This is a genomic window from Pseudomonas sp. WAC2 (assembly GCF_030403525.1).
Taxonomy (GTDB): domain Bacteria; phylum Pseudomonadota; class Gammaproteobacteria; order Pseudomonadales; family Pseudomonadaceae; genus Chryseomonas; species Chryseomonas luteola.
On the sequence record NZ_JAUEPD010000004.1, the window covers coordinates 54,802 to 76,029 of the forward strand.

Genomic DNA, 21,228 nt, shown 5'->3' on the forward strand with positions numbered 1-21,228 from the left:
CCCATGTACATAACCAAGTAATCAGAGACGTAAAAACAAAAAGGCCACCATTAGGTGGCCTTTTCGCTAAACAGACGATTAGCGTTTGGTGCGGGTGGTAGGATCGACATCGTCCATATGATCGGTGCCCCGCATGCCAGCCCGGGTTGCGACATTGTCATTTTCGATGTCTACATCGGTACGGCGTACTGTGTCACGAACCGTTTCGTTATGATGAGTCGTTTCCTTACCTACCACGACTTCTTCCACAACTCGAGCAGTCTTCTCAACAACGGCTTCTTCTGCTGTTTCCTGGATCTCTACCGTTCCGGATTTGAAGGCAGAAAGATCGTCAGTGGAGACTGGGCGGTTGACAGGGCGACGTTCGATAACGGCATGCTGTTCGCTGAGGTTGACCGTTTCTTCAACGGGACGCTCACTCATACGTGATACCACTCGTACGCGGCCCAGGCTGTTTTCACGTTTGCCGACCTTCAATTCTTCTTCCATGACTGGAATGGCCGTGCGGTCAGTCGCTTCAGTAGGCGTCTGGTCAGCGAGGGTAGTGGACCCTACACCCAGTGTAGAAGCTGTGTTGGGGTAGTCACTCGATACCGGCCCGGTAGCGGCGCTAGTACCCATGGTGGTCGCTGAAGAGCCGATCGCACCCTGGTTACTCCAATTGGCGCTGCGCTCGTCAATATCAATTGCGCCATTGCGCTCCATGATTTCTTCAACGACACCTACTTGTGCGTCGTCATTGACGGTAACAGTCACCACAGTGGATCCACGGCGTACCGCTTCAGGATAGGTATCGGCGTAGCGGCTGTTATGGGTGTCGCTATCGCTGAAGATTGAGCGGAAGAAGCCGCCGATCTTGTCGGTCATCGATTCATCGTCGTGAGTACGGGTGTCGGACCGCATGGAAGTATCTGTCGTGCCGTCGAGCACGGGGGATTCGTTAGAGGCGGCCATGCGGATGTTCGTTTGGGATACGCCTTTGGACAAAAGCTCACGCTTAACCTGTTCTGCTTCGTTAACGTGGTCAAATGCTGCAACTAGAATGTGCTGTTTCATAAAGTCACCTTTCGTTCTCTTCGGCAGCTGTGCTGCGATTCGATTGGGCGGTGCAGACTGCGTTTACCGCGCGGAACCGGAGTGATCTGACTCCGGATGAGAGTGGCTGCGTTCCACAGTCACGTTTTCGCGTTTCAATGTGACCGGCACGGTACGTTGTGCTTCACGAGTGACGCGCTGGACATGAAGTTCTTCCTTCAACATCAAGCGTTTTTCAACAACCAGAACTTCTTCGAAAACAGGGATGATGGTGATATCACCGTCCTGCCGCACCTGTGGAAGGTGAGCGGGGTCGACTGGCGTGTCGAATTTGACCCGTTCGATAACCGTTTCCTCATACCGCAAGGCGTCAGAAACGGTGTATTCCTTTGACTCGACGGTCTTGTTGATCCGGACGCGACCGGATTCGACAGTCTCTTTATGAAGCTCGGCACGCTCTTCAACGATAGGTATCGTTTCGGTTGCTTGCCTATCAGACTGGTCGTTGTTCATCCGTCTATCCTGCTGTTGATTTCGCTCGGTGTTTTCATGCCCTTCGTGAAAATGGAGTGAGTCACAAACGGTTCGTTCAGAGAAACTTACGAGCGGTAGGGCCGGTTCTAGACTGGTTGAGAGCAGAAGATTTACAGGAACGTAAGCGGTCTGTAGGAGTCGGCCCAATGCAACCGAGCAAGCGTAACGCTGGTAAAGGAGGTGATGAGAGGAGGCGGACGCAGAAACGCCCGCCGACACGAGGAAAGGACCTAAGCGCTTAGATGACGCATCCATGCCAAGCCTTCAGATGTATTTCCACGTGGACGGTATTCACAACCGACCCAACCGGTGTATCCCAGTTCATCGATCAGCTGGAATAGATAAGGGTAGTTGATCTCGCCGTTGTCCGGCTCGTGTCGGTCCGGTACGCCGGCGATTTGAATATGCCCGATACCTGCCATGTCACGACGTAGTTTTGCAGAGATATCTCCTTCTACGATTTGGCAGTGGTAGCAGTCAAATTGGACCTTGAGGTTGGCAGCACCCACTTCTGAACAGATGGCCTGAGCCTCATCCTGCCGATTCAGGAAGAAGCTGGGCATATCACGCGTATTGATAGGCTCAATGACTACCGTCAGGCCACTCTTGGCCGCTTCCTGCGCCGCATAGGTGAGGTTTTGCAGGTATACCTCACGGTGTGCTGCGCGATCTGCGCCTGCCGGCAGCAGCCCGGCCATGACATGAAAGCGGTCATTACCCAGAGCGGCAGCATAGTCCAGCGCACGGGCGATGCTATCTTGAAATTCAGCTTCGCGTCCGGGGAGGGAGGCGAGACCGCGCTCTCCGGTCGCCCAATTTCCAGGCGGTGCGTTGAACAGCGCCTGGACAAGTCCGTAGTCGTCGAGCCGTGCCTTGAGCTCGGCAGCTGGGTAGTCGTAAGGAAACAGGTACTCGACTGCCTTGAAGCCATCGGCCGCGGCCGCAGCAAAGCGGTCGAGAAAGTCGTGTTCGGGATATAGCATGCTCAGGTTTGCAGCGAAGCGGGGCATAGTCTCTCCTTCGAGTGTTCAGACAAAGGGCCAGAGCAATAGGGTCAAGATAAACCCCAGGGAGCCCAGCAGTGTGGTCAGTACGGTCCAGGTCCGCAGGCCGTCGCCCACGTTCAGTCCAGCCAGTTTAGTGAAGATCCAGTAGCCCGCATCGTTGATGTGAGACATGGCGAGCCCGCCGCCGCCCATGGCCAGGCAGAGAAGTGCCATCTGGTTGGCAGAGAGATCCAGCGTTGCGATGAGCGGGCCGAGAATACCTGCCGTGGTGACGAGGGCGACGGTAGTCGAGCCCTGAACGGCGCGCAGCAGCAGCGTCAGGATAAAGCCTAGCGCGAGGACCGGAAGGCCGGTAGAGCGAAGCATTTCCGAAACAATGGCACCGATGCCGGTGTCGACCAGAACCTTGCCGAATACACCCCCCGCGCCTGCAATCAGGATCACCATTGCAACACCCGGCAGGGCAGAGCCGATGACTTCTGAAATCTGACTGGCCGACCAGCCGCGGCGAGCCCCCAGCACATAGGCGCATAGCAGTGTATCCAGCAGCAAGGCCACGAAGGGCGCTCCGAGAACGGTGAGTACATCATGTAGCAGTGAGCCGGCCGGAACGAGCGAGTTTGCCAGCGTACCCATGAGAATCAGAACGATAGGCAGCAGAATCAATGCCGCAATCAAGCCAAACCCTGGAGCAGGCGCAGCAGGCAGCGTAGCCGCAATGCCGCTAGGCGTTTCGTCGACTTTGACGGCCGCCGCGCCAAGCGTAGGAAGACCAGGTGCCATATCACGACCGGCTGCCCATTGCTCCAAGTGTGCATCAGTGACCTGTGGACCATAAACGTCCAGTCGAACATCATCGGTTATCGGATAGTGACGTCGTGTCATTCTGGCCGAGACCAGGTAGCCTACCAGGCATAGCACCGCTGTAATCGGGAGCCCAAACAGCAGGATACGGCCCAGATCAGCACCCAGCTGACCCGCTGCGGCTACGGCGCCCGGGTGGGGCGGAAGAAAGGCATGTACCGTGAGCATGGCGGCGCACATAGGGAGGGCCAATGCCAGTAATGGTTTGCTGGAGGCGCGCGCCACGCCATAGGCCAGCGGCATGAGGATGATGACGCCCACCTCGAAAAAGACCGGTATTCCAACCAGAAACCCTGCCACTGTCAGGGCAAGCGGTGTGCGACGATTGCCGAAGCGGCGAATGAGGGTTTGCGCCAGGGATTCCGCACCGCCAGACAGTTCGATGATTCGCCCGATCATGGCACCCAGAGCAATGATGATAGCGATATGTCCGAGCGTCTTGCCCATTCCGCCTTCAATCGTCGCAACCAGCTTGGAGGGCTCTACACCGGCAGCCAAGGCGACCAAAATACTGACCAGCATGAGCGCCACAAACGGCTGGAGTTTGTAGCGGAGAACGAGAAACAGCAACAAGGCGATGCCCGCACCGGCAATCGCAACCAGCAGGGTAGGAGTCATGGATGAACCTCCCATAGAGAAGAGGTGACAAGGTTCAGATAGGGCATGGCGGTTTCCTTTTGTTGTTCTTGGATAAGCCGCGTCCGTGGCGGCTCATATGAGCCACCCGACAGAGAAGGTGTGTATGGGTATTCAGCTACCAGACGGCGCTGAATACCTCTCGCAGTTCCTGCAACACTTCATCGCTGAGTGATGCTGGGCGCGGCTGGGTTAGTAGCCATAGGCGGGCGGTTTCTTCCAGTTCTTCAAGGGCGTAACTGGCTTGACTCACCGAGCGTTCCCAGATCACCGGTCCCAATCGCTCGAGCATGACGCCTCGTACACGATTGGCCAGCTCAGCCACTCGTTCGGCTACCCTGGGCGAGCCGGGTCGTTCATAACCGATCAAGGGAATGCGGCCGACCTTCATCACCTGATAAGGCGTAATCGGCGGAAGAATCTCGTCCTGACTAAAGACGCCTGCCAATGTAAGCGCAACCAGATGGGTCGAGTGGGTATGTACAACTGCCTGCATGGCAGGGTTACGATCGTAGACCTGCCTATGCAAAGCCAGTGTTTTAGAGGGCTTGTCGCCTGACACCCATTCTCCCGCAAGATCAACCTTGGCAATGGCAGCAGGCTCGAGTCGTCCCAGACAGGCATCGGTAGGTGTGATTAGCCAGCCATCCTCCAGACGGGCGCTGATATTGCCTGCGCTCCCTACGGTGTAGCCACGGGCATAGAGGCTTCTTCCCACATCGCAGATTTCCTCTCGCAACCGGCGCTCTTTACTCATTGCGTACCTCCGGCCAGGCGATCCAGGGCTTTGGCGAAGAAATCGGGTGATCCAAAGTTGCCGGACTTAAGGGCAAGAAGCATCGGTTCTGTATCAATACTGGCGGTGGCAGGCACGCCTGGATCGATCTGCGGGCCGATTTGCAATGCGCGGATATTGAGCGCCTTTACTACCGCGCCCGATGTTTCACCACCTGCCACGACAAAACGGCGTACGCCTTGCTCATGTAAACCCGCTGCGATACTGCCCAGTGCATGCTCGACCAATTGCCCCGCACGCTCGACACCTAATTCGGCCTGAACGGCTTTGACGTCTATGGGTGAAGAGGTAGCGTAGATGAGTACAGGTTCGTCGGATGCCAGTGCAAATGCCAGCGCCTCTTCCACGACAGGCTCGCCGCGCGCCAGGGCCAGTGGGTCAATCCGCAGGGATGGGCGATTGGCCTCCCGCCATACCGCAACCTGGCCATTGGTAGCTTGCGATGCGCTACCAGCCAAGACAATTCCACGCCCTGATACTGCAGGTAAGGCATCCGCCTGCCTGTTTTGCAGCTGGCCGGCACGGCGGAAATTATCGGGCAACCCTTGAGCAACTCCTGAACCGCCGGTGATCAGCGGCAGTTCTTTGCAGGATTCGCCCAGGGTCAGCAGGTCTGCATTAGAGAGCGCATCGGCAATGGCAATGCGGATGCCCTCGGCACGTAGCCGGGCGATCTCTGACTGGACTGCCTGGGGCCCTTGCGCGATATGGTCATAGCGCAGCAAACCAACGGGTAATTCAGTTTGGGTCTGTAGCATACGAACCAGGTTGGCATCGGTCATGGGGGTTAGTGGGTGATGTTGCATGCCCGATTCGCTGAGCAGGGCATCCTGGACGAAAAGGTGTCCGCGGAAAACCGTCCTGCCGGTTTCAGGAAAAGCCGGGCAGGCCAAGGTGAAATCGGTGCCTAACGCCGCCATGAGGGCTTCGGTTACTTGCCCGATGTTACCCGCCGGGGTTGAGTCGAAGGTCGAGCAGTACTTGAAGAAGAACTGCTCGCAGCCTTGCTCACGGAGCCAGTGCAAGGCTGTCAGGGATTCCGCTACCGCTTCCGCGGCAGGTGTGGTGCGAGATTTCAATGCCAACACAATCGCGTCGGCATTTGCTGTTGGTAAGGTATCGTCGGCGGGTATGCCAATCGTCTGTATCGTTCGCATACCGCCGCGAACGAGCATATTGGCCAGGTCCGTGGCGCCTGTGAAATCATCGGCAATACAGCCAAGCAGCGGGCGATGGGTTGATGCGTTCATCGGCGTCACCCCTTGGCCTTAGGCAATTCGATGCCCGGGAAAATCTTGATCACGGCAGAGTCGTCTTCTCGACCGTGACCGGCGGTGGAGGCCTGCATGAACATCTGGTGAGCCGTGGCCGAAAGGGGCAACGGAAACTTGCTGGTACGGGCAGTATCGAGTACTAGGCCCAGGTCTTTCACAAAGATGTCCACCGCAGACAGGGGCGTATAGTCCGCATTCAGAATGTGCGGCATGCGGTTCTCGAACATCCACGAGTTGCCGGCACTGTGGGTGATCACGTCGTAAAGGGCATCAGGGTCGACACCTTCCCGCAGCCCCAGCGCCATGGCCTCAGCGGCAGCTGCAATATGCACACCCGCGAGCAGCTGGTTGATGATCTTAACCTTGGAGCCTTGTCCGTGAGCCTCGCCCAGGCGATACACCTTGCCGGCCATCGCTGCCAGTACCGCTTCCGCCAGGGTATAGGCCGCAGCGGGGCCGGAAGTCATCATGGTCATTTCACCCGCGGCGGCCTTGGTCGCTCCGCCGGAAATAGGCGCATCCAATAGCAGTAGCTGATGCTCCGCCAGGCGCTTCCCCAATTCAGCTGCAAAGGTGGGCGCTACGGTTGCGCAGGCAATGATGAGCCCGCCCGGACGCATTTCAGAGACTGCTCCGCTCTCGCCGAAGAGTACCGTTTCGGTCTGCTCAGCATTTACGACCACTGTTATGACAATCTCGCAGGACTTGGCCAGCGCAGCAGGCGTTACACAGGCCACGCCGCCTTCGGTTGCAAATTGCTCCAGGACAGCAGCACGTACGTCACAGGCGTATACGTTAAAGCCGGCGCGCAACAGCGAGCGGGCGATACCCAATCCCATGGCGCCCAGGCCAATCACACCAACGTTTTTATTCATTGTTATCTCCTGTCGAAGGGTTGCAGGCTATTCCACGCCAGCCTGACGCAAGCGGCGGGCTGCGTTGTAGATGTGCGCGCGGGCCGCGTTTCCGGCTGCAAGTGGATCGCGCAGGCGAATGGCAGCCACAATGGCTTGATGTTCTTCATGAACCTGCCGGGAAAAGTCCTCACGCCGCGCTTCATTGGTGCGGGTGATACGTGTGGCGGCCTCCAAATACTGGCTGACGAACTCAAGCGTTTTGAGGAAATAGGGATTGCCCGTAGCCAGGGCGATTGCACGGTGGAACGCTACGTCGGCCTTTACCCCGTCACGTCCTTCGGCCACTTCTTCATCAATGGCTGCGAGGGCATCATCAATGGCAACGAGATCGTCTTCGGTGCGATTCAACGCCGCCTCGGAGGCAATCTCCGCCTCAATGGCTCGGCGCAAGGCCAGTAAATGGAAAACGCTGCCAGGAAGATGCGCTTCTTCATAGTCGATGCGCAGCGGGCGAATCGTGGCGTTCTCCGTGACGAAGACACCACGACCCTGTTGGGACTGCAAAACGCCTTCGTTCTTGAGGCGTGACAGGGCTTCACGCACGACTGTTCGGCTCACACCGAAGGCTTCCGAAAGTAGAGCCTCGCTGGGAAGCTTGCTGCCTGGGGTAAAAACTCCTGTGCTGATCTTGTGCAGGAGTTGTTGCGCCACGTTGTCGCTCAGCGCATGGGAAGAGACCTTCTCGAACATGATCATCTACTTGTTGTCGTGTTGTATGCTTGTCATACAAGTCGGGCGTTCATCATCCATTAAGTGAATCGCTTTGTGTAGTGCCTTTTCTGCACTCCTACATGATTGAGATCACAATTTAGTGGCTTATAGCGGGCAGCCGCTATGCAGGCCGTTATCCAAATCCATTTCGTAACGCTTGAACCATAAAGCCCTAAATAGGGCTTTCTACACTCGGCTTCGCTCCTGAGGTCTTGCTCTGGCAACCAAGCCCTAAGTGCCAGGCTCAGCCATCGCCAAGCCCTTTAGCCCAGACCCCGCATATAGGCGAGGCTGCCAGGAACCCACATGATAAGGCCTGCCAATTGCTGGTCAGGCAGGTCGCTTAACTCGGGGTATAGCGGTTGGATACTGAAGATGCGTCTCCATCCTATCTGGAGCGCGAATGGGATGCCCGGATAGTCGGGTGCACTCGGCTAGCCCAGTGGCGCTGGGCAGCGTAGTGAAGGCAGTCGGGAAAGCCCAGGGGTTTAGTGCTCGCCTACACGTTCAAGGTCGTCGGCGATCAGGGAGATAAGTGCATTCTGCTGTCGACCGGAAAGCTGGCGGAAGCGCTGGAGTAGTTCACGTTCGTGCAGGCTCAGGGTCGGGCTGTCCATGCGCATGTCGGGATCAGCTTTAAGAAGGCCGTCCTGCACTAGACTATGCTCCAGGTACGAGATGATTTCGGAGTTCATGCTGCGGTGGTGGTTGCGAGCAACCTCTGCAATACGCTCACGCATGCCTTCAGGCAGCCGGAGGACGAATTTTTCGGCGGTACGGGTCGAGTAGGATCGAATGGCTTGTGGCATAGTCTATTCAGCTCCGTGCTGGGGTAGGGACAAACAGCTGTGCAGTGAACCGCTCCAGCCAGGTTTCGACACGGCCCGGCAGCTTGTGGCTATCGAGCCGTGAAACACTTAGATGATCGACAGCAACAACCGGCCGGCGAAGAACACCAGCACTAGCCCCATCGTGCGTTCGAACCAGTGCCCCATGCGCAGGAACAGTTGTCGCACACGAGGGCTCGAAAATAGAAAGCTGACGATCATGAACCAGGTTGCGTTCACACAGCACATCCACAAGCCATACAGCGCCTGGATTTTCATTGGGGTTTGTGCGCTCACCACGGTAGTAAAGATCGCCAGAAAAAACAGGGTTGCCTTGGGATTGGTAGCATTGGTGAGGAACCCAATACGGAATGCCTTGCCAATGGTTTGCTCATCGACAGCCACCGTGCCGCCTTGCACTTCATCCAATGCTTGGGTCGGCTTGCTTTTGAGCAGGCTGATGCCTAGATAAAGGATGTAGGCGCCCCCAACCACTTTTGCAACACTAAGCAGCCAGGGAGTAGCGTGCATCAGGGCACCGATGCCCAGCAGCGTATAGAGCACATGTACCGAAATGCCTGCTCCGATGCCCAACGCCGTAAACAGCCCGACCAGACGTCCGTAGCGAACGCTCTGGCGTACCGTGATGGCAAAATCGGGCCCTGGTGCGACCACCGCCAGAAAATGGATGATGGCAAGGCTTAAAAATTCGGTGAAGTAAGAGGACGTCAATTTCAACTCCAGAAGGTCAACGGACTGCCAGCGCCTCGGTATCCAACAAAACACGACAGGCTGAGGCGTAAATGGTCCGAACCGGGAGTGACCGCATGCATCTTTCTTGAATTGAAGAGAATGAGGTCACCCGGCTCCGGTCGGATTTCAACATCGGGTGGTCCCAGCAGGGTGGGGTCTATTCCATAGCTTGTGCCACGCAGGGCGTCGAACTGATCGGGCGTAAGTTCGGTTCGCCAGAGCTGCAGGGCGCCGCCCTCGCTTGGCATGTTCAGGTAAACGTTGCAGGCCATCTGGGCCTCAAGGCTCATGGCCTCGGTGCTCTGCGGAGCATCCTTGGCAAAGATGTCGTGATGGGCGAGGAAGCGAACGCCCGGTTTGACGACGCGGGAAAGGCCTACATACATCTTGCGTCCATACAGGGTTTGCAGCCGGGCGCCGGCAGGCCAGACTTCATCGAGCGTGCAGCGCAGCAGATCGATAGGGGACAGATACGGCTGGCAACGCCGTCGCAGTTCTTCGATGTTTTCGTAGACGCTTTCAAAATAGTCCGCCAGCCGGGGCGGCTGATTTTCAGCCTCGTAAAAGGCCATGCCGATACGGCCGATACTGGGTGCGTTAAGGTAGCTTTCGAAACCCTGTCCGAGAATTTGCTGGGCTATCTTCGACGCCAGTTCCTGAGGAATGAACTGCCTGACGTGGATCGCCATGACCTCTTCGTTAGCGAGAGCGTTGATGGACGACGTCTCGAGACGCTGCTTTTCAAGCATCATGAGCAGGTTCCTTGGGTGATAGGGTGACTTCCTGGTGTGCTCGTATGGTCGTTACACGTCGCAGACCCTGACCATCGTGTGATCACGTCATGGGGAAGTCACATCGTAATGAACGGAGAGTTTTCCTTTCTTTTCCTTGAGCAGGAGATCCTTCAGTCCGTTAAGCTCCCGCGAGGAGCGAACATGCGTGCCGCCACAGCCGTAAGGCGTAAAATCGCCAAAGCCAACCCTGCGCTGGCCTTCGTCATCGAGGGTGATGCTGACCGGCAGATCCTGCCGCACGTACTGGTCGAAATAGGATTCCAGCTGCTCCGCATCCAGAGGCCGAGCCTCCTGACCGGGCATGAATTCAATACGGCCTTCTCCTGGCCAATGGTGTGCCTTGACGGGTCGCCAGCCAAACGCCTCTCCGATATGACCGATCAGATGACCGGCCGAATGCAAGTGTGTATGTAGTCGACGTCGGTTCTCATCGACCCGAGCTTGCATGGAACCCGGTGTTACAGGCTCTCGTGTGTAGTGGACGATACGCTCGCCGTCCTGTTTGACCATGACGACCTCTGTGTCGCCCAGCCAGCCGGTATCGCTGGGTTGCCCACCGCCCTGGGGATGGAAGGGCGTGGCGGCCAACTCCACCGCATAGAGATCTTCCCAAGGGGCACAGGCGGTAACTTCAACCTCCATGACCAGAATGTCACTCGAATAATACAGACGCTGAGTCATGTCTAAAGCCCTTTGCAAAGCAGATGCCTGCCCCATTCTAGGGAAGGGGTGATATTGTGATAATCCGCCTGCATTCCAAAGGACTTTTGCGCGGTGAGCACAAATCTATCAATCATGCTAATGGGCGAGATGGTTGTTTTCGTCAAGGTCGTCGAGACCGGAAGCTTTTCCGAGGCCGCCCGTCAGCTGGGCACGACACCGTCTTCCACCAGCCGAAGCGTGGCCCGGCTTGAAAAGGCCCTGGCGACACGCCTGCTCAACCGGACAACACGCAAGCTGCGTTTGAGCGAAAGCGGGGAAGAGGTCTATCGGCGCTGTGTCGACATGGTGAACGCTGCGCGCGCCGTCATGGAGGTTAGCGGGCAGTTCAGTCAGACGCCGGAAGGCGTCATCCGCCTGAGCGTGCCGAAGGCAGTCGGGCGGTTTCTGATTCATCCGCACCTGCCCGAATTCCTGCGGCTCTACCCGCATGTGGATGTGCAGATGAATCTGAGCGACCACTATGTTGATCTTATCGATGGCGATGTGGACCTGGCTATCCGCATTACCGATCAGCCACCGCCCGGTCTGATGGGGCGAGAACTGGTGCAGATCGACCATCTACTGGCGGCGACACCCCATTATCTGGCAGAGCATGGCACGCCGGAGCATCCTCGGGAGCTGACAACGCACAGCTGCATTTACCTGGGGCAGGAGCCGGCCGATTCACGTTGGCGGTTTAGAAAAGGTAACAAGACCGTAAGCGTCAACGTTCGCGGCCGTTATGCCGCCAATCATACCGGCGCGCGATTGGACGCTGTGCTGCACCATATCGGTATCGGCAGTCTTCCCTATTTCACCGCGCGCTACGCCTTACGCAAGGGCCTGATTGTTCAAGTGCTGCCTGAGTGGTCATTCCAGACGCAATACTGCGGAGGAGCCTGGCTGCTCTATCCAGCAACCAGGCACCTGCAACCCAAGCTCAAGGTGTTTATCGACTTTCTGGTCGAACGACTGAGTCAGGAGCCAACACTCCATGACGATCCAGAGATCGGCATGGCAGTGACCCAGTACCGGGAATACGAGATGCCGGAGGCAGGCGGCGACTGGTAGCGCCGCCTGGAGGGTTCAATAGCCGATTGCGGCGCCTGCGGGACGGCGTACGTCGTTGGAGCCGTAAAGAAAGCCTTCCCGCACCCGCCCGGATACTGCCGAGTCGTTGCCGGAGTCATCTGCCGTGACGCCAGGCGCACCCGGCAGGCCCACCATGATCAGTTCGGCTGCGCCCCATGGCGTTTGCTGCACCATGGTATAGCCCATGTCCTGCAGGAGCTTGAGGCTGTCGGCTGATACGCCGCGTTGCTCGTAATACACCTCATCGGGCATCCACTGGTGGTGGATCCGCGGTGCATCGACCGCTTCCTGCGGTGGCATGCCATGGTCTATCACGTTAAGGGCGGTTTGCAGTGTAATGGAGATGATACGTGAGCCACCCGGTGAGCCCAGTACCATAAAGGTTTTGCCGTCTTTGTTGACCAACGTGGGGGTCATGGAAGAAAGCGGGCGCTTGCCTGGGGCTATGGCGTTGGCAGTACCCTGAACAAGACCATACAGGTTCTGCTCACCCACCTTCACGGTAAAATCATCCATCTCATTATTCAAAAAGAACCCGGTTCCGGGCGCAATAACGACTGATCCGAATCGGCCATTGATGGTATAGGTCGTGGAAACGGCATTTCCGTGTTCATCCATGATGGAGTAGTGCGTGGTCTCTGGCTTTTCTCGTGTTTCCATGCCTGGAATAACCTGCGCCGACGGGGTGGCCTTGTTGGGAATAATCCGGTTGCGTACCTGGGCGGCGTAATCTTTGCTGGTGAGCTGCTCGATGGGATTATCGACAAAGGCCGGATCGCCCAGAGAGGTGTTGCGGTCCATGTAGGCCTGCCGCATGGCTTCGGTCAGGGTATGGATATAATCCGCCGAGTTGAAGCCCATGCTTTTCAGGTCATAACCTTCAAGAATATTGAGGGTTTCGCACAAGGTCACACCTCCCGAGCTGGGCGGTGGGGCAGACACAAAGGTGTAGCCTCGGTAGGTACAGGTAAGCGGTGCGGTTTCGTTGATGGTGTAACGCGCAAAATCCTCTGCCGTCAGGATGCCGCCCCCTGCCTTGGCCGCCTTTTCGACAGCCTGGGGAATGCGTCCCTGGTAGAAGGCGTTCGGTCCCTCTTTGGCGATGGCAGCGAGGGTGTTGGCAAGGTCGGTCTGTATCAGACGGTCACCTGGCTGAAGTGGAGAGCCGTCCTTGCGCAGGAAAAGTCGTGCGGCTTCCGGATCATGCTTGAAGCGTTCAACGGTAGTGTCGAGGATATCGGTATCCGCCCGGGTCAATACAAAGCCTTCCCTTGCCAGCCGGATCGCTGGAGCCATGACCTGCTCTCGGGTCAGCTTGCCGTACCGCTGGTGAGCGGTGTCCAGGCCCAATACCGTACCGGGCACGCCAGCGGCCAGATAGCCATATAGGCTGGCGTCTTTACGGACCTTGCCGTTGCTATCGAGATACATATCTGCACTGGCGGCAGCAGGCGCCTTTTCGCGAAAGTCGATGAAGGTATCTTTGCCATCCGCCAAGTGGATTGTCATGAAGCCACCGCCACCGATATTGCCGCAACAGGGATTGACCACGGCCTGCGCATAACCGACGGCAACGGCAGCGTCGATGGCGTTACCCCCTTTCTTGAGAATATCCACGCCCACCTGTGAAGCCAGCTGTTGCGACGAGACGACCATTCCATGCCTGGCCTCCACGGCAGGATTGGAGGCCGCAACCGTAAGTGCAGGGGACAGAAGCATGGAGGTGGAAAGCGATACCGCTGCAGCAAATGGCAATGTCCATCGGACGAACATCAAGGTCTCCTTGTTGGGATTGTTATAAGGCGTAGCACATTGAACCGGTGGAACCGCGCGTCCACATCGCTAGGGATACTAAAGGCTGCTGGGTTGCATTGAAATGCCGGTTGTAAAAAGGCCGGACGAGGTCCGGCCTTTCATGCACAGCTATCAACGAGGCTGAAGCAGCAGCGCGACCAGTGCGCTCCAGCCGGTCTGGTGGGAAGCTCCAAGACCGCGCCCGTTCTCACCATGGAAGTACTCATGGAAAAGCACAAGGTCCGCACAGTCCGGATCATTCTGAAGCTGTGGATAGGCCATCATGCTGGGGCGGTGGCCGTTTTCATCCTTGAGGAACATGCGTGTCAAGCGCTCGCTCAGGCCGCTGGCGACCTCTTCCAGGGAGGCGAGGTAGCCGGAGCCGGTCGGATACTCCACCGAGAAGTTGTCCGAGTAATACAGATAGAACTCATGCAGCGATTCGATCAACATATAGTTGATCGGCATCCACAGCGGCCCCCGCCAATTGGAGTTACCGCCATACAACCGGGAGTCAGATTCGGCGGGTTGATAACGTGCGCTAAGCATGGAGCCGTCTTCCTGCCGCATCTCGAAGGGGGCTTCGGCATGCACCTTGGATAGCGAGCGGATGCCGAATGGCGATAGAAACTCTTTCTCGTCTAACATCCGTGCCAGGAGACTCTTGGTCCGCTGGCCACGCAGCAGCGCCAGCAGGAATCGGTTGCCCTGACCGGGCTCGGTCCAACGGGAAACCAGTCGTGCCAAATCAGGACGTTGCCGTACGAACTCCTTCAGACGATCCCGCACGCCAGGCAGGCCTTCATATTCCTTGGACTCTAATACCTGTACGGCGAACAGCGGGATGAGTCCTACGATCGAGCGCAGCCGCATGGGTTCGCAGGTACCATCGGCGCGGTGCAGCACGTCATAGAAAAACTCGTCCTGCTCATCCCAAAGCCCATCATGGCGCTCTTCACCCGCATTAATCGCGCCGGCGATATGTAGGAAGTGCTCGAAGAACTTGACGCCAATGTCCACATATACCGGATTTTCCTTGGCCAGCTCTAGCGCAATGCGCATCAGGTCGAGCGCATAAGCAGCCATCCAGGCAGTTCCGTCGGCCTGGTCCAGATGACAGCCGGGCGGCAAGACGGCGGAACGGTCGAAAATGCCAATGTTATCCAGGCCTAGAAAGCCACCCTGGAAGAGATTACGGCCTTCGGCGTCCTTGCGATTGACCCACCAGGAAAAGTTGAGCAACAGCTTATGGAAAACGCGCTCTAGAAACTCACGATCACCGTGTCCCATCAGTGCTTTTTCTTGCTGGTAAACATGCCAGCAGGCCCAGGCGTGCACAGGAGGATTGGCATCCTCAAAGTTCCATTCGTAGGCCGGCAGTTGTCCATTTGGGTGCATGAAGCGGTCTTTTACCAACAGCAGAAGTTGCTGCTTGGCAAAGCCCGGATCGATCATGGCATAGGCCACTGCCTGAAACGCAAGGTCCCATGAGGCATACCACGGGTATTCCCACTTGTCTGGCATCGATACGATGTCGAAATTGACGAGATGCCGCCACTGAGTATTGCGACCGCTCTTGCGCTCCTGAGGCGGGGCGGGACGATTAGGATCACCATTGATCCAACGGTTGACTTCAAAATAGTAGAGCTGCTTGGACCAGAGCAGGCCGGCGATGGCCTGTCGCTGCACGTTACGGGCGTCCTCGTCGACAATATTATGCTGCAGTTCGGCGTAGAAGGCGTCTGCTTCAGCGCGACGCTTGGCGAAGACCGCTTTTACATCAAGATGAGGATCAGCGGTTTCCGGTGCGAATCGCAGGTAGACAACCGAGCGGCCATTTCCCTGGATATCCAGTACGAACCGTGCAGTGACCTTGCTGCCGGAGTCTCGGCGGATCGCTTGCTCATCGCCACTCACCACATAATCATTAATGCCATCCTTGAAGGGACCAGTCGCTTCGACGCCTTCCAGTTTCGGCTTGTTAGTTTCGTTGTTGCAAAAGATCCATTCGGGCGCAACATTACCCCATGCAGTAGCGACGTAATTCTCCCAGTTGTAGTTGGTTGCCTTGACTCTCCCACCGTCCATCATGGATAGCAGCGGCCGCTGGGGGGCACCGGTCCACACCCACGTGTTGCGCGTCCACAGGTGGGGCATGACATGCAGGCGGGCGGCCTCGGTCGAGCGGTTCACCACCGTGACACGCATCAGCACATCGTCCGGTGTGTTCTTAGCGTATTCGACCGTCACATCGAAATAGCGGTTGTCGTTAAAGACACCGGTATCCAAAATCTCGTACTCCGCATCCTCAAGGCCACGGCGAGCGTTTTCCTCGACAAGATCGGCGTAGGGAAACTCGGCATGGGGATACTTGTAGAGCATGCGCATGTAGGAGTGGCTTGGAACGCCATCCAGATAGAAATACAGTTCCTTGACGTCTTCGCCATGGTTGCCTTCGGCGTTCGTCAGGCCGAACAAACGTTCCTTGATAAAAGGGTCGCGCTCATTCCAGAGCCCTAGCGCCAGACACCACTGCTGGGCTACGTCGGAGAAACCGGCTAGCCCGTCCTCACCCCAGCGATAGGCACGGCTGCGTGCATGTTCGTGTGGGAAATAGCTCCAGGCGTTGCCATCGGCACTATAGTCCTCACGCACCGTTGCCCATTGGCGTTCACTCAGGTAGGGACCCCATTTTCGCCAGTGCTCGGCATCTACGCCGGAAAGCCGCTGGCCTTCTATTGTGTTGAGGATGCCCGGTGCTGGATGTGCCGTCATCGTATCTCCCGTGATAATCAGATTGCCTAACTCCAAGCGCGAACAGGCGCCCTTGATGAGGTATAGACATCTTTTGGCTCAGGAGGATTCACATTCCACGCTTGCAGCCCTAACCGACACGTTTATACGGCTTGATATGGCCGGTCCAAACGCGTCGGCAAGCACGCTTGGTGTTGGCGTTAACCTGAAACCTATTCATGTTCGGCAACCTTTTCTTACAGTTACATAACCCCCTGATATGGCAGTACAATGGTCCATCGCTTTGCGATCACCAGTAGAGAAGAACAGGCACCTGTTTTCTTGCGGGTGCGAGGTGGCTGCTCTCGTACATACCCTTTCACGAGAGAGCTCATGATTTGCCAAGCCTTATGAGGCTTTTGGAACGCTCGCGTAGGCTTACCCGCCGAGGCGACACCCAACCGGTAAGCCCATGAGCATTCCTGTCATTCACGTGTGCGGGAATCCTTCCAGTCCGTCAGGAAAGACCTATAGAAACAAGCCTGATCGTCACACCGTATTAGTCAGAAAGGAACAGCAGTAGATGTTAAACAAACGGATTACCTTGATTGCTTGTGGCGTATTGAGTGCTACCCAGGCATTGGCAGCTGAAACCCAGACCTCCAACGGGTTCATTGAGGACAGCAGCCTCAAACTGTTCCTGCGCAACGCCTACATGAACCGTGACTATAAGCACGGTAATCAAGACAAGGCGGAGTGGGGGCAGGGCGTAACGGCCAATTTTGCATCTGGATTTACACAAGGTACCGTAGGGTTTGGCGTCGACGCATTTGCTTTGTACGGTCTGCGCCTGGACGGTGGCAAGGGCCGCTCGGGTGCTGGTGGTATCGATTTCTTCAAACAGGGCGACAGCGGTGAGGCGGCCAGCGATATCGCCAAGGGCGGCGCCTCGATCAAGGCACGTTTTTCCAACACGACCATCACCTACGGTGATCAGATGCCGGCGCTGCCGGTCTTGAACTCGGACACCTCACGCCTACTGCCGGAAAGTTATACCGGTACGCTGATTACCTCGAAGGAAATCGATGGGCTTGTCCTCAACGTAGGGCGTTTCACCGAGGAGTCCCGCAAGAGTGCCGAGGGACGTGATAGCGGTGGGCTGAAAAAGATCGATGTCATCGGTGGCAGCTACAAGTTCACAGATCAGTTCATGGCATCGCTTTATGCGTCCGATGTCAAAGACGTCCTGAAAAAGCAGTACATCAACCTGAACTACGTCCTGCCCATCGATAAGGACCAGTCTCTGACGTTTGACTTCAATGGCTATAAGACGCGGCTGGACAAGAGCTTTGCCCAGACTTATTCAGGTGATGCCGATGCCCGCGACAACAAGATCTGGAGTCTGGCGGCTACCTACTCGGTAGGGCCTCACTCCTTCACTCTGGCGCATCAGCGCAGCACGGGTGATATTGGCTATCCCTATGGCTGGTATCAGAACGCAGGCGGCATAGGTGACGGTGGCATGACGATCTTTCTTGCCAACTCCTACTGGTCGGACTTCAACGCCAAGGACGAGCGTTCCTGGCAGTTGGGCTATGGGCTGGATTTTTCCACTTATGGGGTTCCGGGCCTGAGCTATCAGCTGGCTTATGTTCGCGGTGATCATATCGATGCCGGAGATGGACGTGGCAAGGAGCGCGAGCTGTTCAATCAGGTGAAATACGTTGTCCAGAACGGTCCGGCCAAGGACCTTTCGGTACGTCTGCGTAACTCCATCCTGCGCACGTCGAACAATGTCCGCTCCTACAACGATGACGGTAACGAAGTGCGTATCTTCATCGACTACCCAATCAGTATCTTCTAAACAGGTGCTGGCTGGATAAGCCGGCCAGGCGGGTCGCTTGAGATCAGCGACCCGCCTGGTTTACCAGACGCACTACCGATGAAAGGCCTGACTTATAAGTGGCTAGCGTCTTTTGCAGTAAATGGCGTCTGAAGACCTGACACTAGGTTTCGATCATTGGCGGCGGGTCTGAGCAGTACCCAAAATGTCTAGAAGAAACATTCATGACAAGATGACGCTTTAAGGACAAACGGTCGATATTTGCATACAAAATGTCACAAAGAGGGCATAGCGTGAGGTGAACAGTCCTATAAGGTTCCCTCGTATGTCGACGATCCAGGCTCATGATGCGGCCTCCGCAGCCACGCGTCCCCGGCTGGACCAGACGTTCAGTCGCCGAAGTGTTTTCCTATTTTTCTCATTGCTTTTTGCCGGCATTCTCATCAGCTCCTACGGTATCGTTAGCGACGTCCGTGAAGCCGGATCGGTAGCCACCACCTGGTTGCCGTTCGCGCTGTTGGGCCTTGCCCTAGTCATTGCGCTTGGGTTCGAGTTCGTCAATGGGTTCCACGATACAGCCAATGCGGTTGCTACCGTAATCTATACGCATTCACTGCCTGCCCAGGTCGCTGTCGTGTGGTCCGGTTTTTGGAATTTCATGGGTGTGATGCTTTCCAGCGGCGCCGTGGCATTCGGCATCATTGCCCTGTTGCCGGTTGACCTCATCTTGCAGGTCGGTTCCAGCAATGGCTTTGCAATGATCTTTGCTTTGCTAATTGCCGCCATTGTCTGGAATTTGGGAACGTGGTGGCTTGGGTTGCCAGCGTCGTCATCCCATACCTTGATTGGTTCGATTCTGGGCGTCGGGCTGACCAATGCCTGGCTGGAAGGGCGAGACGGCAGCAGCGGGGTAGATTGGAGTCAGGCGCTGAAGGTGGGGTATGCGCTTCTTTTCTCACCCCTGGTAGGATTTATCTGTGCAGCGCTCCTGCTGCTGACATTGCGCATGCTGGTCAAGCAAAAGGCACTCTATCAGGAGCCCAAAGGCACTCAACCGCCTCCGTTCTGGATTCGGGGGATGTTGATCCTTACCTGCACCGGCGTGTCGTTTGCCCACGGCTCCAATGACGGTCAGAAGGGAATGGGGCTTATCATGCTGATCCTGGTAGGTACCTTGCCAATGGCCTATGCGCTGAACCGTGCAGTGCCCGCCACGCAAACGCCGCAGTTCGTTGCTGTAGCTCAGGTGACTCAACAAGGAATTGTAAAGGATGTACCTGGCGCTGCACCGGCCGATCCACGTGGCGTACTTCTGGAATATGTACGTACCCGCAAGTCCACGGAGGAGGTCATTCCGGCGTTGGGTGCAGTGACCGGGTTGATCGCCGATGAGGTGAAAAGTTACGGCACGCTGGCCAACGTACCTGCCCAGGCCATGATGAACGTGCGTAACGACATGTACCTGACTTCAGAAAGCATCAGCCTGCTCAAGAAACAAAAGCTCGATACCTTTTCCGACGACACGCGCAACAATCTCAATGAATTCAAGCGCCAGATCGATGAGGCGACACGGTTCATTCCGCTTTGGGTAAAGGTGGCGGTAGCCATTGCGCTGGGTATGGGCACCCTGGTTGGGTGGCGACGGATCGTCATTACCGTGGGCGAGCGCATTGGTAAAACGCACCTGACCTATGCTCAAGGCGCCAGTGCCGAGCTGGTCGCCATGGCTACCATTGGCGCAGCCGACCTGTATGGCCTGCCTGTCTCCACCACGCATGTCTTGTCCTCGGGTGTAGCGGGAACCATGGCAGCCAATGGCAGTGGCCTGCAGATGTCTACGGTACGCAACCTGGCCCTGGCCTGGGTATTTACCTTACCCGCCGCGATGATGCTTTCAGGGTTGCTGTACTGGCTCTTCCATGCCGTGTTCTGATAATAAGCTGCCTGTGCGGTACTCCTGTGCCTCGCCAAGCAGCCAGTCGCGAAAGGACTGTAATGCTTGAGATGTGGTCGTACGCTCGGGGTTAGCAAGATAATACGCACGGTCACTGCGGTAGCTAGAGGTATTCAAGATGATAAGCCGCTCCTGCTCCAGCTCGTTCTGGATAAGGAACGGCGGAATCAGCGCAACCCCCATTTCATGGATGGCGGCCTGAGCCAGCATGGAAAACAGCTCGTAACGCGGACCATGCAGATCATGGGGGAATGACAGGCCCTGCGCATCAAACCATTGTCGCCAGGCATAAGGCCGTGTGGTCTGTTGCAGTAGCGGAAGCGCCGCAACAGCCTGAGCGGTAATGCCGTCCTTGCGATCGACCAGTGCCGGACTGCACACCGGCACCGGGTATTCGTGCATGAGAAAATAGGTTTGTGTGCCTGACCATTCACCGTCTCCACAGTAAAGCGCGGCATCGAAATCAGTATCGGCAAAGAGAAAAGGGCGGGTACGGTTGGTCAGATTGACCGTCACGTCTGGATGCAGCGCTTGAAATCGCTTAAGGCGTGGCAGGAGCCATTGTGTACCAAAGGTGGGTACTACTGCGAGTTCGAGCCGGCCTGAGCCGTGCTTACCCATAACAGCCAGCGCGTCCCGCTCGGCTGCATCCAGGTGCTGGGCTACCTGCCGGCTATAGGATAATCCCGCTTCAGTGAGTAGAACACCCCGGCGAGTACGGCGAAACAGCTCAATGCCCAGAAAGCTCTCCAAACCTGCAATCTGCCGGCATACCGCACTTTGTGTCAGAGCCAGCTCATCTGCGGCCCGGGTAAAACTCTGGTGTCTGGCAGCAGCCTCAAAGGCAATCAGCGCAGCCGTACTAGGTATTTTTCTTCTCACATGTACCTCTTGCTCACAGACAAATGCCTACAGCAGCGGTAATCATCATGGCGCGAAGTGAGTTTTACGCACAACCCTGT

The 21,228-nt window shown here is 56.7% G+C and carries 18 protein-coding genes; 3 read left to right on the plus strand and 15 right to left on the minus strand.

The window, feature by feature from the left end:
- Positions 1 to 78: 78 nt before the first annotated feature.
- From QWJ10_RS09835 to QWJ10_RS09890, 12 genes are all read right to left on the minus strand, one after another.
- Entirely contained in the window at positions 79 to 1,056 is a 978-nt protein-coding gene (locus QWJ10_RS09835; protein ID WP_289925938.1) for a YsnF/AvaK domain-containing protein, read from the minus strand.
- A gap of 63 nt (positions 1,057 to 1,119) precedes the next feature.
- Entirely contained in the window at positions 1,120 to 1,824 is a 705-nt protein-coding gene (locus QWJ10_RS23170; RefSeq protein ID WP_354669625.1) for a YsnF/AvaK domain-containing protein, read from the minus strand.
- Positions 1,800 to 2,579, minus strand: coding sequence for a 2-oxo-tetronate isomerase (gene otnI / locus QWJ10_RS09845; RefSeq protein ID WP_289925942.1), 780 nt, complete (start codon positions 2,577 to 2,579; stop codon positions 1,800 to 1,802). Before otnI ends, QWJ10_RS23170 begins: the two co-directional genes overlap by 25 nt.
- Positions 2,580 to 2,597: 18 nt before the next feature.
- Positions 2,598 to 4,058, minus strand: a complete 1,461-nt coding sequence (locus tag QWJ10_RS09850; RefSeq protein ID WP_289925944.1) for an SLC13 family permease — start codon at positions 4,056 to 4,058, stop codon at positions 2,598 to 2,600.
- A gap of 136 nt (positions 4,059 to 4,194) precedes the next feature.
- Positions 4,195 to 4,833 (minus strand): aldolase, encoded by a 639-nt coding sequence (locus QWJ10_RS09855; protein WP_289925946.1) that lies wholly within the window; start codon positions 4,831 to 4,833, stop codon positions 4,195 to 4,197.
- Positions 4,830 to 6,122, minus strand: a complete 1,293-nt coding sequence (otnK, locus tag QWJ10_RS09860) for a 3-oxo-tetronate kinase (protein ID WP_289925948.1) — start codon at positions 6,120 to 6,122, stop codon at positions 4,830 to 4,832. Before otnK ends, QWJ10_RS09855 begins: the two co-directional genes overlap by 4 nt.
- A gap of 5 nt (positions 6,123 to 6,127) precedes the next feature.
- Positions 6,128 to 7,021, minus strand: a complete 894-nt coding sequence (gene ltnD, locus QWJ10_RS09865) for an L-threonate dehydrogenase (RefSeq protein ID WP_289925950.1) — start codon at positions 7,019 to 7,021, stop codon at positions 6,128 to 6,130.
- A 27-nt stretch (positions 7,022 to 7,048) separates the two neighbouring features.
- On the minus strand, positions 7,049 to 7,753 hold the full coding sequence (locus QWJ10_RS09870) for a FadR/GntR family transcriptional regulator (protein ID WP_197871845.1): 705 nt from the start codon (positions 7,751 to 7,753) through the stop codon (positions 7,049 to 7,051).
- Between the two features lie 509 nt (positions 7,754 to 8,262).
- Positions 8,263 to 8,583, minus strand: coding sequence for an Arc family DNA-binding protein (locus QWJ10_RS09875; protein WP_289925952.1), 321 nt, complete (start codon positions 8,581 to 8,583; stop codon positions 8,263 to 8,265).
- Between the two features lie 108 nt (positions 8,584 to 8,691).
- A complete protein-coding gene (locus tag QWJ10_RS09880; protein WP_289925954.1) occupies positions 8,692 to 9,333 on the minus strand; it encodes a LysE family transporter in 642 nt (213 codons plus the stop codon).
- A 2-nt stretch (positions 9,334 to 9,335) separates the two neighbouring features.
- Entirely contained in the window at positions 9,336 to 10,106 is a 771-nt protein-coding gene (locus tag QWJ10_RS09885) for a 2OG-Fe(II) oxygenase (protein ID WP_010798504.1), read from the minus strand.
- An 87-nt stretch (positions 10,107 to 10,193) separates the two neighbouring features.
- Positions 10,194 to 10,829 carry an alanyl-tRNA editing protein gene (locus QWJ10_RS09890; protein WP_289925961.1) on the minus strand — a complete coding sequence of 212 codons (636 nt, stop codon included), beginning with the start codon at positions 10,827 to 10,829 and terminating at the stop codon, positions 10,194 to 10,196.
- Positions 10,830 to 10,922: 93 nt separating this feature from the next.
- On the opposite strand from QWJ10_RS09890, the gene QWJ10_RS09895 reads away from it, so the two are divergent.
- Entirely contained in the window at positions 10,923 to 11,921 is a 999-nt protein-coding gene (locus QWJ10_RS09895; RefSeq protein ID WP_218567895.1) for a LysR family transcriptional regulator, read from the plus strand.
- 15 nt (positions 11,922 to 11,936) lie between these two features.
- Here the strand turns inward: QWJ10_RS09895 and ggt are convergent, their stop codons facing one another.
- Both ggt and QWJ10_RS09905 read right to left on the minus strand, forming a co-directional pair.
- Positions 11,937 to 13,715 carry a gamma-glutamyltransferase gene (ggt, locus tag QWJ10_RS09900; RefSeq protein ID WP_289925967.1) on the minus strand — a complete coding sequence of 593 codons (1,779 nt, stop codon included), beginning with the start codon at positions 13,713 to 13,715 and terminating at the stop codon, positions 11,937 to 11,939.
- 153 nt (positions 13,716 to 13,868) lie between these two features.
- Entirely contained in the window at positions 13,869 to 16,511 is a 2,643-nt protein-coding gene (locus tag QWJ10_RS09905) for a glucosidase (protein ID WP_289925968.1), read from the minus strand.
- A gap of 541 nt (positions 16,512 to 17,052) precedes the next feature.
- Between QWJ10_RS09905 and QWJ10_RS09910 the strand changes: the two genes are divergently transcribed.
- Positions 17,053 to 18,333 (plus strand): OprD family porin, encoded by a 1,281-nt coding sequence (locus tag QWJ10_RS09910; protein ID WP_019367091.1) that lies wholly within the window; start codon positions 17,053 to 17,055, stop codon positions 18,331 to 18,333.
- 304 nt (positions 18,334 to 18,637) lie between these two features.
- Positions 18,638 to 20,245 carry an inorganic phosphate transporter gene (locus QWJ10_RS09915; protein WP_289925972.1) on the plus strand — a complete coding sequence of 536 codons (1,608 nt, stop codon included), beginning with the start codon at positions 18,638 to 18,640 and terminating at the stop codon, positions 20,243 to 20,245.
- Here QWJ10_RS09915 and QWJ10_RS09920 read toward each other — a convergent pair.
- Complete coding sequence (locus QWJ10_RS09920) at positions 20,207 to 21,148, minus strand: LysR substrate-binding domain-containing protein (RefSeq protein WP_289925973.1); 942 nt, start codon at positions 21,146 to 21,148, stop codon at positions 20,207 to 20,209. The two genes, QWJ10_RS09915 and QWJ10_RS09920, sit on opposite strands and share 39 nt — an antisense overlap.
- Between the last annotated feature and the right edge of the window lie 80 nt (positions 21,149 to 21,228).